The 12,639-nt window shown below is 67.0% G+C and carries 11 protein-coding genes; 6 read left to right on the forward strand and 5 right to left on the reverse strand.

Annotation, left to right across the window (positions count from 1 at the left end):
- Positions 1-2: 2 nt before the first annotated feature.
- A complete protein-coding gene (locus ASD38_RS12960) occupies positions 3-743 on the forward strand; it encodes a DUF899 domain-containing protein (RefSeq protein ID WP_056436606.1) in 741 nt (246 codons plus the stop codon).
- A 9-nt stretch (positions 744-752) separates the two neighbouring features.
- Positions 753-986 carry a hypothetical protein gene (locus ASD38_RS12965; RefSeq protein WP_056436603.1) on the forward strand — a complete coding sequence of 78 codons (234 nt, stop codon included), beginning with the start codon at positions 753-755 and terminating at the stop codon, positions 984-986.
- 7 nt (positions 987-993) lie between these two features.
- On the opposite strand, the gene ASD38_RS12970 is transcribed toward ASD38_RS12965, so the two are convergent.
- The 3 genes from ASD38_RS12970 to ASD38_RS12980 form a co-directional block, all read right to left on the reverse strand.
- Positions 994-1,752 (reverse strand): FadR/GntR family transcriptional regulator, encoded by a 759-nt coding sequence (locus tag ASD38_RS12970; RefSeq protein ID WP_056460460.1) that lies wholly within the window; start codon positions 1,750-1,752, stop codon positions 994-996.
- 8 nt (positions 1,753-1,760) lie between these two features.
- The gene (gene uidA / locus ASD38_RS12975; RefSeq protein WP_056460462.1) at positions 1,761-3,704 is read right to left on the reverse strand and encodes a beta-glucuronidase; all 1,944 of its coding nucleotides are present in this window, start codon (positions 3,702-3,704) and stop codon (positions 1,761-1,763) included.
- A 123-nt stretch (positions 3,705-3,827) separates the two neighbouring features.
- On the reverse strand, positions 3,828-6,050 hold the full coding sequence (locus ASD38_RS12980; RefSeq protein ID WP_056460464.1) for a TonB-dependent receptor: 2,223 nt from the start codon (positions 6,048-6,050) through the stop codon (positions 3,828-3,830).
- 378 nt (positions 6,051-6,428) lie between these two features.
- Here ASD38_RS12980 and manD point away from each other — a divergent pair, with 378 nt between their 5' ends.
- Positions 6,429-7,640 carry a D-mannonate dehydratase ManD gene (gene manD, locus ASD38_RS12985; RefSeq protein WP_056436590.1) on the forward strand — a complete coding sequence of 404 codons (1,212 nt, stop codon included), beginning with the start codon at positions 6,429-6,431 and terminating at the stop codon, positions 7,638-7,640.
- A 102-nt stretch (positions 7,641-7,742) separates the two neighbouring features.
- Here the strand turns inward: manD and ASD38_RS12990 are convergent, their stop codons facing one another.
- Positions 7,743-8,138 (reverse strand): DUF983 domain-containing protein, encoded by a 396-nt coding sequence (locus ASD38_RS12990; RefSeq protein WP_056436586.1) that lies wholly within the window; start codon positions 8,136-8,138, stop codon positions 7,743-7,745.
- A gap of 65 nt (positions 8,139-8,203) precedes the next feature.
- Between ASD38_RS12990 and ASD38_RS12995 the strand changes: the two genes are divergently transcribed.
- Entirely contained in the window at positions 8,204-9,598 is a 1,395-nt protein-coding gene (locus tag ASD38_RS12995; protein WP_235523833.1) for an aminotransferase-like domain-containing protein, read from the forward strand.
- Between the two features lie 119 nt (positions 9,599-9,717).
- Here the strand turns inward: ASD38_RS12995 and ASD38_RS13000 are convergent, their stop codons facing one another.
- The gene (locus tag ASD38_RS13000; RefSeq protein ID WP_056460468.1) at positions 9,718-10,287 is read right to left on the reverse strand and encodes a 2'-5' RNA ligase family protein; all 570 of its coding nucleotides are present in this window, start codon (positions 10,285-10,287) and stop codon (positions 9,718-9,720) included.
- Positions 10,288-10,454: 167 nt separating this feature from the next.
- Between ASD38_RS13000 and ASD38_RS13005 the strand changes: the two genes are divergently transcribed.
- Positions 10,455-10,892, forward strand: coding sequence for a D-Ala-D-Ala carboxypeptidase family metallohydrolase (locus ASD38_RS13005; protein ID WP_056460470.1), 438 nt, complete (start codon positions 10,455-10,457; stop codon positions 10,890-10,892).
- A 308-nt stretch (positions 10,893-11,200) separates the two neighbouring features.
- Positions 11,201-12,211: a PAS domain-containing sensor histidine kinase gene (locus ASD38_RS13010; RefSeq protein ID WP_056436575.1), complete on the forward strand. Its 1,011-nt coding sequence runs from the start codon at positions 11,201-11,203 to the stop codon at positions 12,209-12,211.
- Positions 12,212-12,639 lie beyond the last annotated feature (428 nt).

A 12,639-nucleotide genomic window follows, 5' to 3' on the forward strand; every position in this document is an offset into this window, starting at 1 on the left:
CGATGGCGAACCCCAAGGTCGCGTCGCGTGAGGAATGGCTGGAAGCGCGCAAGGCGCTGCTGATCCACGAAAAGGAAGAAACCCGGTTGCGCGATCGCAACGCCGCTGAACGCCTGGCCCTGCCCTGGGTCAAGGTCGACAAGGCCTACGGGTTCGACACGTCGAGCGGACGCAAGACCCTGGCCGAACTGTTCGACGGCCGCAGCCAGCTGGTGATCTACCACTTCATGCTGCCGCCCGAATGGGAGGCCGGCTGCCCGGGCTGCTCGTTCCTGGCCGACCACCTCGACGGAACCCTGCCCCACCTGAACCATCACGACGTGACCCTGATCGCCGTGTCACGCGCGCCGCTGGACAAGATCGCCGCCTACAAGGCCCGGATGGGCTGGAAATTCCCGTGGGTCTCGTCGTTCGGCGGCGAATTCAACTACGACTTCGGCGTGTCGTTCACGCCTGACGCCATCGCGGCCGGCGCAACCTACAATTTCGAGCCCGCCGGCGAGGACGCCAACGAGCTACCGGGCATGAGCGCATTCTACAAGGACGAGGCCGGCCAGGTGTTCCACACCTATTCCAGCTATGGCCGCGGCGGCGAGGAACTGATCGGGACCTACATGATCCTCGACCGCGCGCCCTTGGGCCGCAACGAGTCCGGCAACATGGGCGACTGGATGCGCCGCCATGACGAATACGAGGACGCCGCGCCCGCCAAGGCCTGCCACGCCGAAGCCGTTCCGGCCTAGGTCCTCGCCATGCTGTGCTGCGCGCTGGGACTGCTGGCCCTTCTGACCGGAGCCTCGGCGCGCGGCCTGCGGGCCTTGCTGGGCGCCTGGCCGGTGGCGATCATCGCCGGCGGCGCGGCCACGGCCCTGGCCGTCCTGGTCCCGCATCATCTGGACCACTACCGCCAGCGCGCCCAGGCCCATGACCGCACGGTGCTGGCCGAGATCGTCGCAGCGCCGCTGTGTTCGGGTCGGCCCTCCTAGAGCGGGCCTAGACGTCGGCGCGGCGCGCCACCTCGCTGCGGCGCGCCTGGATCCGGGCCCTGGCGTCCTGAAGGGCGTCGGCCTCGGCCACGGCCATCAGGTTCTCGATCACCCGGCCCAGATGCTCGCGCATCGCCCCGCGAGCGGCGGTGGGGTCGCGGGCCTTCAGAGCGTCCAGGATCTCCTGGTGGTCATTGACCAGCGGCTGGGCCCTCATCCGCCCCGCCCGCTCCAGAAGGTCGCGACAGGTCGGCTGGTAGCGCAGGTCCCACAGGTTCTCGACCATGGCCACCAGCACGCCGTTGCGGCTGGCCTTGGCGATGGCGACGTGGAAGCGCCGGTCGGCCAGGTCGGCCAGCGCCCCGAAATCGTGCTCCTCGGCCATGTCGTGCAGGATGACCGTCAGCTCGTCGAGCTGCGCGTCCGTCATCACCGCCGCGGCCAGGGCGCAGGCGTCGCCCTCGACCAGCCGCCGGGCCTCGACCAGCTCGAAGGCGCTGACCTCCAATTGCGGCGCCGAGACCTCGGGGCGCGGGGCGTCGGTGACATAGACCCCTGCCCCGTGCCGCGCCTGGACCAGGCCGCGCGCCTCCAGGATGATCATCGCCTCGCGGATGGTCGGGCGGCTGACCCGATGGTCGTCGGCCAGGTCCCGCTCGGACGGCAGACGCTCGCCCGTCGCCCAGCGCCCGTCGCGGATCGAGGCCGCGATCAGGTTGGCGATCTGCTGGCGCAGCTTTCTCGAGTCGGCGGCGGGCTCGGTCACGGGGCGGTTCAAACCTTGGCGGGCGCGCTCCACAGCGCGCGGGTGCGGTGGGCGACCAGCTTGGGCTTCCGCTCGCGGGTGAAGAAGCCCTTATGGTTCAGCGCCCCGACCCGCATGATGCTCTGCGAGGTGCGGAAATCGGCGAAGGCCCACGGATGGGTGCCGAAGATGAACGGGTAGTCGGCCAGCACCCGGATATACATCTCGACCATGTCGGCCTGGTATTCCTCGGTCCACATCTCCGGCGGATGGGCGTGCATGCCGGCCACGGCGTCGGCCCCGAACTCCGTGAACATGATCGGCTTGTTCGGATGGCTAGCGCGCAACTTGGCCACGTCGCTTTTCAGCGCCTCCTCGGCCAGGTCCAACTGGCCCGACAGCGAATACCAGCCCTGGTAGGAGTTGACGCAGACCACGTCGCCCAGGGCCTGCCAGTCCGTCGAACCGCCCTGGACGCTGACGATGGTCACCGGCCGGGTGCTGTCCAACTGACGGGTCAGATCGAACAGCGGCGAGAAGAACTTCAGACCGGTCTCGTTGCCGCCGGGCGGCTCGGGATCGGTGGTGTGGAAGGGCTTCACCAGGGGCTCGTTGGCCAGGGACCACATGATCACGCAGGGGTGGTTCTTGTCGCGCCGGACCAGGTCGGTGATGTCCTGGCGGAGCTGCCTGGAGCGGGCTTCCTGGATCTCGGGCGGATCGGCGAACACCAGGCTGACAGCCGGGGTTTCGTCGATGACCAGCAGGCCGTGCTCGTCGGCCAGCATCATCGCTTCGTCGCTATACGGATAGTGCGAGGTGCGGAAACTGTTGCCGCCGATCCATTTCAGCAGCTGGAAATCGCGGATGATCGAAGGCACGTCCAGGCCGCGGCCGTGGATCGGGAAGTCTTCGTGCTTGCCGAAACCGCGCAGGAACACCGGCTTGCCGTTCAGCAGCAGCTTGTCGCCCTTGGCCTCGATGGTGCGCACGCCGATCTTCAGGGCGTATTCGTCGGGCGTCGCGCCGTTCTCCAGGCGGATGGTCAGGGTGTAGAGGTGCGGGTCATCCGGGCTCCAGAGCCTCGGATTCTTCAGCGACACCACCGTCGAACCCTTGCCGCCGGTCAGGATCGCCGAGCCCTTCTGCTCGCCCCTGTCGTCCGAGATCGCCACGCTGGCCTTGCCCGACCAGGCCGCGCTGGCCTCCAGTTCGATCGACACCTTGCCGTCGAGACTGGTCTTCACCGTCACGTCCTTCAGGTGGACGTCGGGGGTGGCGTGCAGCAGCACCGGGCGGTGGATGCCGGCATAGGGGAAGAAGTCGTAAGCGGTCTGCGGGAAGTGGACGGTGTGCATGTGCCAGCGCGCCCGGTCGGGCGTCGAGGGCACGCGGTCCAGCTGGATCTTGTTCTCGACCAGCACGGTCAGCACGTTGTCGCCGTCGATCGACACCGCGTCGGTGATGTCGAAAGCGAACGGCAGGTGGCCGCCGACATGACCGCCCAGCGGCTTGCCGTTCAGCCAGACCTTGGCGGTGTAGTTCACCGAGCCGAAGCGCAGGTGGATCCGTTGGCCGGCCCAGCCCTTGTCGACGCGGAAGTCGGTCTCGTACCAGGCCGAGCCCACATAGTTGCGCACGTCGTCGAAGATGTCGTTCCAGCTGGCCGGAACCGGGATCAGGCGGAAGTCCTTGAGCCCCTTCAGCCAGCCCTCGGCCTCGCCGACGTCCTTGGGGTCGGCGCGGAAGCGCCAGGTCGCGGCCAGGCTCTTGGTCGAGCGCGTGGCGCTCTCGTGCGGATAGAGAATGCTGGGAGCGCCGCTGGCGGGACCCGGCTGGGCGGCCCGCGCCTGGGCCTGACTCGCGCCGGCCGCCACGCCCGCCAGCACCATGCCGCCGGTCACGCCGACCGCGCCTCGGCGGGTGACCAGACCGCGCCGGGTCTCGCCGTCGTTCCGCGAATTGTCCGCCATCCGTACGCCCTCGCCTGTTTGAACCGTCTTTTGAACTTAAGCCTAGCGGCGAATCCCGCCGCCAGGAGCAGAAAGAAAGGCGGCGGGCCGTCGAGCCCGCCGCATAGGCCCTGGGAGAACGCCCTAGTAGGAAAGCGACAGGCGCACGCCCGCATAGCGGTGGAAGTCACGCGCCGGCTGCAGTTCGGTGACCGTCTGGCTGCCGAAGTTGCCGAACTGGTTGGCGCCGTTCACGCCGTAGCTCTTGTCGAAGACGTTGTTGACGAAGGCCACGACCTGATAGCCGCCGTCCGGCTTACGGAAGCCGCCGGAGACGTTCAGCACGCCATAGGCCTTCTGGACGGTGCCCGGGTCGGTGTTCAGCGAGAAATTGACCTTGGTCTGATAGGCGTAGGCGGCCGAGAACAGCATCTCGTAGTCGCCGATCGGCTGGGTGAAGTCCGCGCCGACGTTCATCTTCCACTTGGGCGCGTTGGGCAGGGTCGCGCCCTTCAGGTCCTGGTACGACGGCGAGCCCGCGACGCAGCCCTGGGCCGCGGTCTGGCCTGGCCAGCAGGCGGCCTTGGGGAACGAGGTGATCTTGGCGTCGACATAGGCGACCGAGGCGTTGAAGCGCAGGTCCTTGGTGACGATCGCGTTGGCCTCGACCTCCACGCCCTTGGTCAGGACCTTGCCGACATTGGCCAGGCGGAAGTTCTGGGCGCCGCCGATCGTGTCGATGCCCTGGGCCTGATAGTCGTTGTACTTCACATGGAAGACGGTGCCGTTCAGCTGGATGCGGTGATCGAGCAGCTGGCTCTTGATCCCCGCCTCGAACGACTTGGACTCCTCGGGATTGATCGGGCCGACATCGGCGCGGGCCTGGTTGAAGCCCGTGGTCAGGTCGTAGGTCTGGCCCTTGTGGCCGGTGGCGTACGAGCCGAACAGCATCACGTCGTCGGTCATCTGGTGGCGCAGGCCCAGGCGGTAGGTCGCCGACTTGTCGGAATCGCCGCCCGAGAACTTGGCGTTGCCGTTCTGGATGTCGTTGAACGTGTAGCCGATGTCCTCCTTCTGGTAGCGCAGGCCGACGATCGCCGTCGTCTTCGGCGCGAAGGTCCATTCGCCCTGACCGAACGCGGCCACGTTCTCGGAGGTCGCGCTGGCGTACCACTGGGCCAGCGAGAAGATCGGGCCCCGCTTGAAGCTGCGGCGCAGGTCGTTGTCGCCGTAGAACAGGCCCAAGGTGTAGCGGAACGCGCTGTCGCCCGGCGACAGCAGGCGGAGCTCCTGGGTGTTGGCCTTGGCTTTGAAATAGCCGCCCTGGAAGTTCTTGATGCCGGAATAGGACGTCCGGTCGGAGTCCAGTTGGTCGTCCAGGCGGAACTGGTCGTGCGAGGTGATCGAGACCAGAGTGAAGTCCTTGGGCAGCTCGTACTCGACCTTCAGCGACTGGCCGAAGCCTTCACTCTTGGCGTAGGGCGGCGTGTCGTTGCTGACGGCCAGGTTCTCCTCGCCGGGCACGACGCCGGGCATGGTGACGTCGGCGGTCAGGCCCGGCGCGCCGCGCAGGGTCGCCCCGGGCGTATAGACGCGCATCGTCGCGTTCGAAGTGGCCACCCCGTCGATATAGCTGGCGCCCAGCGTGACCCTCAGGTCGTCGATCGGCCGCCAAAGCAGCTTGCCGCGGATCGAGGTTTCGTCGCGGCCATTGACCTTCTGGCCGTCGTAGAGGTTTTTGACGTTGCCGTCATATTCGCTGCGGCTGGCGCTGATCCGATAGCCCAGGGTCTCGCCGATCGGACCCGACAGGCTGATCGCGCCGCGATACTCGTGATCGTCGGTGGCCAGGGCGTTGGCCAGCACGCTGAACTCGGCGCTGGGATCGCGAGTGTAGATATTGATCAGGCCGGCCGAGGCGCTCTTGCCGTACAGTGTGCTCTGCGGGCCGCGCAGCACTTCGATGCGCTCGACGTCGGTCAGGTCGGAGAAGGCCCGGGCCTGGAACGAGACCGGCACGTCGTCCAGCTGGACCGCGACGCTGGGCTCCACGCCGATGCCGTAGGCGAAGGTGCCAATGCCGCGCAGCGCCACCGAGGCGTTGATCGGCTGGTCGGCCTGGCGAATGGTCAGGGACGGCGCGACCCGCGAAACGTCGGTGAACTCCTTGACGCCGGCGCTTTCCAGCTGCCGGGCCGTGACCACCGAAACCGCCAGGGGCACGTTCTGGACGTTCTCCGCCCGCTTCTGGGCGGTGACGACAACCTCGTCGAGCGAGACGGCGTCGGGCGCGGTCTGCGCGAAAGCGGGCGTGGACACCGCCAACAGGAGCGCGGACGTGGACGCGCAGCAGAACAGCCGGTTCATTGGATCTCCCCCTTCTTGTTTGTCTCGACTTGTTTGCGGCCTTGGCGACCGCGCCGATGAGCCAAAACCCTAGCAAGTGGCCAGGCCACTTTCAAGAGATTCCCCTGGCCTCTCCGTCGAAATCGATGACACCGGTTTCCGAAATTTTGAGATCCTAGGGCCAAGTAGCCATTATAGTTGGCGAATTTACTTCAGAAAGTGTTCGAGAAGTCAGGCGCGAAGCGCGGGGTCGACCGCCGCCCGCTTGACACTCGGTTGAGAAACGACGCAATTGGCCAGGCCACTTTTAAACCCTTTCGCGAATCCTTCGGGGGACAAGCGGGAGCGCTGGACGGTCGGAAACGGCGGCCGCCCGGTCAGGATTTACGGAAGAGCCGAATGCTGAAAATCACCGACGCCAAGGTCATCGTCACCTGCCCCGGGCGTAATTTCGTGACCCTGAAGATCACCACCGAGGACGGCGTCCACGGCATCGGCGACGCCACCCTGAACGGGCGAGAGCTAGCGGTCGTCGCCTATCTGCGGGAGCACGTGATCCCCTGCCTGATCGGCCGCGACGCCCACCAGATCGAGGACATCTGGCAGTTTCTCTATAGAGGCGCCTACTGGCGTCGAGGTCCGGTGACGATGTCGGCCATCGCCGCCGTCGACGTGGCGCTGTGGGACATCAAGGCCAAGATCGCCGGCTTGCCGCTTTACCAACTGCTCGGTGGCGCCAGCCGCACCGGGGTCATGGTCTATGGCCACGCCAACGGCGCGACGATCGAGGACACGATCAACGAAGCGCTGAACTACAAGGCCATGGGCTACAAGGCCATCCGCCTGCAGACCGGCGTTCCAGGCCTGGCCAGCACCTACGGCGTTTCCGGCGACAAGCTGTTCTACGAACCCGCCGACGCGGCGGTTCCCACCGAGAACGTCTGGTCGACCTCCAGGTACCTGCCCACCGTGCCCAAGCTGTTCGAGGCCGCCCGCAAGGCGCTGGGCGAAGAGGTCCACCTGCTGCACGACAGCCATCACCGCCTGACCCCGATCGAGGCCGGCCGCTTGGGCAAGGACCTGGAGCCCTACCGCCCGTTCTGGCTGGAGGATGTCACCCCCGCCGAGAACCAGGCCAGCTTCCGCCTGATCCGCCAGCACACCACCACGCCCCTGGCCGTGGGCGAAGTGTTCAGCTCGATCTGGGACTGCAAGCAGCTGATCGACGAGCAACTGATCGACTACATCCGCACGACCATCGTCCATGCCGGCGGGATCTCGCATCTCAAGCGCATCGCCGGCCTGGCCGAGATCAACAACGTCCGCACCGGCTTCCACGGCGCCACCGACCTGTCGCCGGTCTGCATGGGCGCGGCCCTGCATTTCGACCTGTGGGTCCCCAACTTCGGCATCCAGGAATATATGCGCCACACCGTCGACACCGACCGGGTGTTCCCGCACGCCTACACCTTCAAGGGCGGTGAACTGCATCCGGGCGAAACGCCTGGGCACGGCGTCGATATCGACGAGGACCTGGCCGCGCAGTTCCCCTATCGCCCCGCCAGCCTGCCGGTGAACCGCCTCGAGGACGGCACGCTGTTCAACTGGTGATCCCGCATGCCCCGTTCGCCCAGCGGACGGGGTTGCGCGTCGCTTCCGGGCGGCGCGATGGAGGGGATGCCCGCCCCGCCCCCGCCGTGGGCGTCCCCTCCGCTAGCGCTTCTGGACGCTGGAGGCGCCGCCTTCGCTGGCGTTGTGGATATATTGCTCGGCGACCAGCCAGGCCTTCACGGGCCGCAGGGCGCCGAGGCAGCCGATCAGCAGGGCCGGAAAGACGGTCGCGAACTGCACCCACAGCGGCGGGCTCAAGGCGATCACCGCCCAGGCCCAGACCGTGATCACCAGGATGCCGACGCCGGTCATGACGAAGAAGGCCGGGCCGTCGGCGGGGTCGGCGAAGCCGTAGTCCAACCCGCAACGTTCGCAACCCTTGGCCAAACGCAGGAAACCGCCGAACAGCTTGCCCTGGCCGCACCGCGGACAACGACACAGCAACCCGGCCTGGAGACTCGTCGGGCGCTCGAAATGGGTGATCAGGGGCCGTTCCATACAATGCGAGCCTTGTTGCATACATTCTTGATTGAATGTATGTATTGCATCATGGAAAAGCAACCGTGACCCGCGATCGCCCCACGGGCGGCTGGCTGAGACACCTCCGCGCGGGCGGCGGGCGGCCGATCTATCTGGCGCTGGTCGAGGCCCTTGAGACGGCGGTCCGCGAAGGCGAGTTGCAGCCCGGCGACCAACTGCCGCCCCAGCGCGCCGTGGCCGACCAACTCGGCATCGACTTCACCACGGTCACCCGCGCCTATGGCGCGGCCCGGGCGCGCGGCCTAGTCGAGGGCGCGGTGGGCCGCGGCACCTTCGTGCGCCGTCGGGCCGTCGACGACGAGGCCGGGCTGGTCGATCTGAGCATGAACCTGCCGCCGCCGCCCCAAGGCGTGTCGCTAGCGGCTCTGCTCAAGGAGACGACCGCCGCCATCCTCGATCGCACGGAGGTGGCGACCCTGATGGCCTACCACGCCGGCCCGGGAACGCCGGGCCAGCGGGCCGCCGGCGCGGCCTGGCTGGCGCCGGTGCTCGGAGAGGTCGGAGCGGAGCGGATCGTCGTCTGCCCGGGCGCCCAATCAGCCCTGACCGCCATCCTGACGACGATCACCCGATCCAGCGTCCAATCCGGCTCCAAGCCCGGCGCCTGCGTCATCGTCGAACCCCTCACCTATCCCGGGATCATCGCCCTGGCCGAGCGCCTGGGCCTGCGGCTGGTCGCCTGCCCGGTCGACGACCAGGGGTTCCTGCCCGAGGCCCTGGCGCGGCTTTGCGCCGAAGAGCAGCCGGCCGCCGTCTATCTGGTCCCGACCACCCGCAACCCGGTCGCCACGACCATGGGATCGGCGCGACGTCGCGCGGTGGCGGCCATCGTCGACACGAGCGAGGCCTGGCTGATCGAGGACGATCCCTACAGCCGGCTGTTCGACAGCCCCCTGCCCGCCCTGGCCTCCCTGGCGCCGGAGCGGACCTTCCATATCGCCACGCTGTCGAAGACCCTGACGCCCGGCCTGCGCACCGCCTTCCTGGCGGCGCCGGCCGGACCCATGGCCGCGCGGATCGCCGACGCCCTGCACGCCACGACCCTGATGGGCTCGCCCCTGACCACGGCCGTCGCCGTCCGCTGGATCCGCGACGGGACCGCCGACCGCATCCTGGCCGGCGTGCGGCTGGAAGCTCGCGCCCGCCGCGCCATCGCCGCTGAGATCCTGCCCGCCGCGCGCGGCGACGCCGAGGGCCTTCATGTCTGGCTGGACCTGCCGACGGGCCTCGACGCGGGCGGGCTTCGCACGCTGGCGGCCGCGCGCGGCCTGGCCCTGGTCACGGCCGACGCCTTCGCCGCGACATCCGACCATCCCGCCGGTCTGCGCATCTCGCTGGGCGGCCCGGCCAAGGCGTCGCTTCTGCGCGAGGCCCTGCGTAACGTCGCGGCCCTGCTCGAGCCGGCGGCGATCGTCTGAAAACAAAGACCCCGGAGCTTGGAGGCTCCGGGGCCAGTTCAAATCAAAGGGGGGATACAGCTAGACAATGCGCCACGCCGCGATTGGTTCAGCTTGACCGAAAAATTGCTGTCCGCTCTTCAGCGCAGCGTCCAATTTCCCAGCGCGACGTGCTCGGTCCGGCCCAGCAGGCTGTGGACCAAGGTGAAACCGCCGACGGTCCATCTGACGGGCGCGGTAGCCTGCTCGGCGACCAGTTGCCTGTCGTAAAGCATCGTCACGTGCGGCGTGAAACTCTTGTCCGCCAGCTTACCGAGCCCCGCCCGCGCCATCGCCAGGCCCAGGTCGCGCTGGAAGACCTTCAAGGCGTCCAGCCCCTCGCCGCCCTGCAGGACGAACGGATTGTTGCCGCCGTTGTGGAAACTGGCGGCGCGGTCGAAGACAACCTCGAACGGCGCGGTCCTGATCGCCTCGGCCGCCTGGCCGGCCATCGCCACTATGTCGCGTCGCACCCCGGCGTGGTCGCCCAGGTGATGCAAGGTGATGTGAAATCGCTCGGGGGCCAGCGGCCGCCCGTTCAGCCGATGGGCGGCGCGGAGCGCGTCGGCGCGCTCGGCGATGCAGGCCGCCGTCGCCGGATCGGGAAAGATCGCGAAGAACAGCCGATCGGTGACGGGCGGCGCATCGAAGAGGGAGAACTGGTCGGACACGGGTTCATCCTGCCGGGATTCCGGGAACGGCGCTACGCCACCAGACCCGCTGATCTACTTCACAGTCGCCCGCCACTACGGCCAGATTCAGTAGTCGGAGCTCTCGAAATTCGCGCTTGGATTGTGCCGACTAATCGCTAACCTTCCGCGACCAAGAGGGGGCGGCCATGAAACTCAGCGCGCATTTCTCGCTTGAGGAGTTCACCATCTCCAGCAAGGCGCTGTCGATGGGGGTCAAGAACGACCCGCCGCCGGCGCACTTGGAGAATCTCAAGCACCTGGCCGAGCGCATGGAGACCGTCCGAGCGCTGTTCAACCGACCGATCGAGATCACCAGCGCCTATCGCAATCCGCAGGTCAACGCCGCGGTCGGCGGGGCGCCCACCTCGGCCCACGCCCTGGGCCACGCCGCCGATTTCCATGTCGACGGCATGACCGATCTCGAGGTCGCCAAATGCGTTCGCGACAGCGGGCTGAAGTTCGATCAACTGATCTACGAGAAGAGCCGCTGCGTGCACATCAGCTTCGACCCCAGGCTGCGCCGCCAGGTGTTGCGTCAGCCCGGCGGTCCCGGCTCAACGGTCTATGCCGGCCTGGAACCTTAGCTTCGCGACCCGAACCTCCTACAATAGACCCCTTGCGAACGTGCGATTGCGGCGAACGCCCGTCCTGAACGTTCAACACCCGAGATCTAGGTTTCACATTTCGTGACGGTGTTCAGTACGCGACCCGCCGCCAGGCTCGAAATATAAGTCGAAACTTCAGGCGCGGGGCGGTAAGCCAAGTCGGTTCTCATCGCGGACCGATCGCGTGGATCCTGCGCGCAGGACCGCGTGACATTAACAGTCAAAACATAGGGCTAAATACCGAAATGCATACGGCTCACGAGATGAGCGAATGGTCCGCCTTTAGTTTGCACGAATCAATAATCGACAGTGTCACGGCCAATGTCGCGATCCTCAACGACGAGTGCGAAATCATCGCGGTTAATGACGCCTGGATGCAGTTCGTCGATTTCAACGAACTTGAGCTGGAGAACTATGGACTAGGCCTCAACTACATCTCGTTCTGCGAGAGTCTGGACGCGCCAGACGCGTCGGAGGCCAGGCAAGGCTTGCGAGACCTGCTGGCCGGCGAGCCTGGACCTTTGCGCTACGAGTATCAGATCTTCCTGACCAACGGTCCGATATGGGTCAGGGTGACCTTCACGCGCATCTCTCGCGACGACCGGACCCTGGTGATCCTGGCGCACGAAGACATCACCGTTCAGCGTCATGCCCAGGCCGCCCTGGGCCGGGCCACCGCCGCGCTGCTGCACGCCGAGGACGACGAACGCCGGCGTATCGCGCGCGAGCTTCACGACGGCACGGCCCAGTACCTGACCGGCGCCAAACTGATGCTGGGCGCGATGAAGGTCGATGGCCGCGCCGAGAAGGTCCGGACCGAGGTCGAGGCCCTGCTGGTCCACGCCCTGGAGGAGATCCGCAGCCTGTCCTACGTGCTGCACCCGCCGGCCCTGGAGGAGATGGGCCTTGGTCCCGCTATTCGGCAGATGGCCGAGGGTTTCGCGCGCCGCACGGGACTGGCCCTGCAGATCGACATCGCCGACGACTTTCCAAAGATGGCCCGGACAACCGAGGTCGCGCTGTACCGTGTCGCCCAGGAAGCCCTGGCCAACGTGCATCGCCACTCCGGCAGTCCGCGCGCCACGATCGGCCTGCGCCAGGCCGGCGAAATGGTCCTGCTGTCGATCCGCGACTACGGCGTCGGCCTGCCGGACGGCGCCGCGCCGCCCACGGGTGTGGGTCTGGCGGGCATGCGCCTGCGGCTGGAGTTCGTGAACGGGCACATCGCGCTGGCCAGCGCCGTTCCGGGCGTGCTGGTCGAGGCCTGGGCCCCCTTCCTGCCGAAGGGCGAGGGCTAACCCCTCGTCCCACGTGTCCGGCCGCTCATCCATGCGAGATCATGATCGCATGGGCGAAGCGTCCGCAGCCCCTGCCGGAGCGGACAGCGCCGCCTCCAGCCTACCCATACGGCCGTTACGGCGCGTGGCGGCGACTTAGAGCAAATCCCATGAATGGAGCAGCAATCTCAGGCCGCCCGCTCATGTCGCGCCGTCGATCGCGGGCCCGCCGACGACCTCCCTTTCGCGCCGCGAAACGACCAAAGGTAGAACATGGATTGCGACTCACCAGACCAGTCGTTAAGCCTAAGATTGTGTACGACTTCTGATCTCGGGGGGAGATAGATGAAGTGTGGATTTGCGACCGCGCCGTTTTTCTAGCAACGCGCGCTTTACACAACTCCGCCTCGTTGGGCCCGGTCGAAACCTAACCCTCTCCAAGCTTTTCA

Source organism: Caulobacter sp. Root487D2Y (assembly GCF_001427165.1).
GTDB lineage: Bacteria > Pseudomonadota > Alphaproteobacteria > Caulobacterales > Caulobacteraceae > Caulobacter.

Coding starts and splice junctions, on each gene's coding strand:
- ASD38_RS12965 (WP_056436603.1), top strand. CDS start 753: ATGCTGTGCTGCGCGCTGGGACTGCTGGCCCTTCTGACCGGAGCCTCG.
- manD (WP_056436590.1), top strand. CDS start 6,429: ATGCTGAAAATCACCGACGCCAAGGTCATCGTCACCTGCCCCGGGCGT.
- ASD38_RS12990 (WP_056436586.1), bottom strand. CDS start 8,138: ATGGAACGGCCCCTGATCACCCATTTCGAGCGCCCGACGAGTCTCCAG.
- ASD38_RS13005 (WP_056460470.1), top strand. CDS start 10,455: ATGAAACTCAGCGCGCATTTCTCGCTTGAGGAGTTCACCATCTCCAGC.
- ASD38_RS12980 (WP_056460464.1), bottom strand. CDS start 6,050: ATGAACCGGCTGTTCTGCTGCGCGTCCACGTCCGCGCTCCTGTTGGCG.
- ASD38_RS12960 (WP_056436606.1), top strand. CDS start 3: ATGGCGAACCCCAAGGTCGCGTCGCGTGAGGAATGGCTGGAAGCGCGC.
- uidA (WP_056460462.1), bottom strand. CDS start 3,704: ATGGCGGACAATTCGCGGAACGACGGCGAGACCCGGCGCGGTCTGGTC.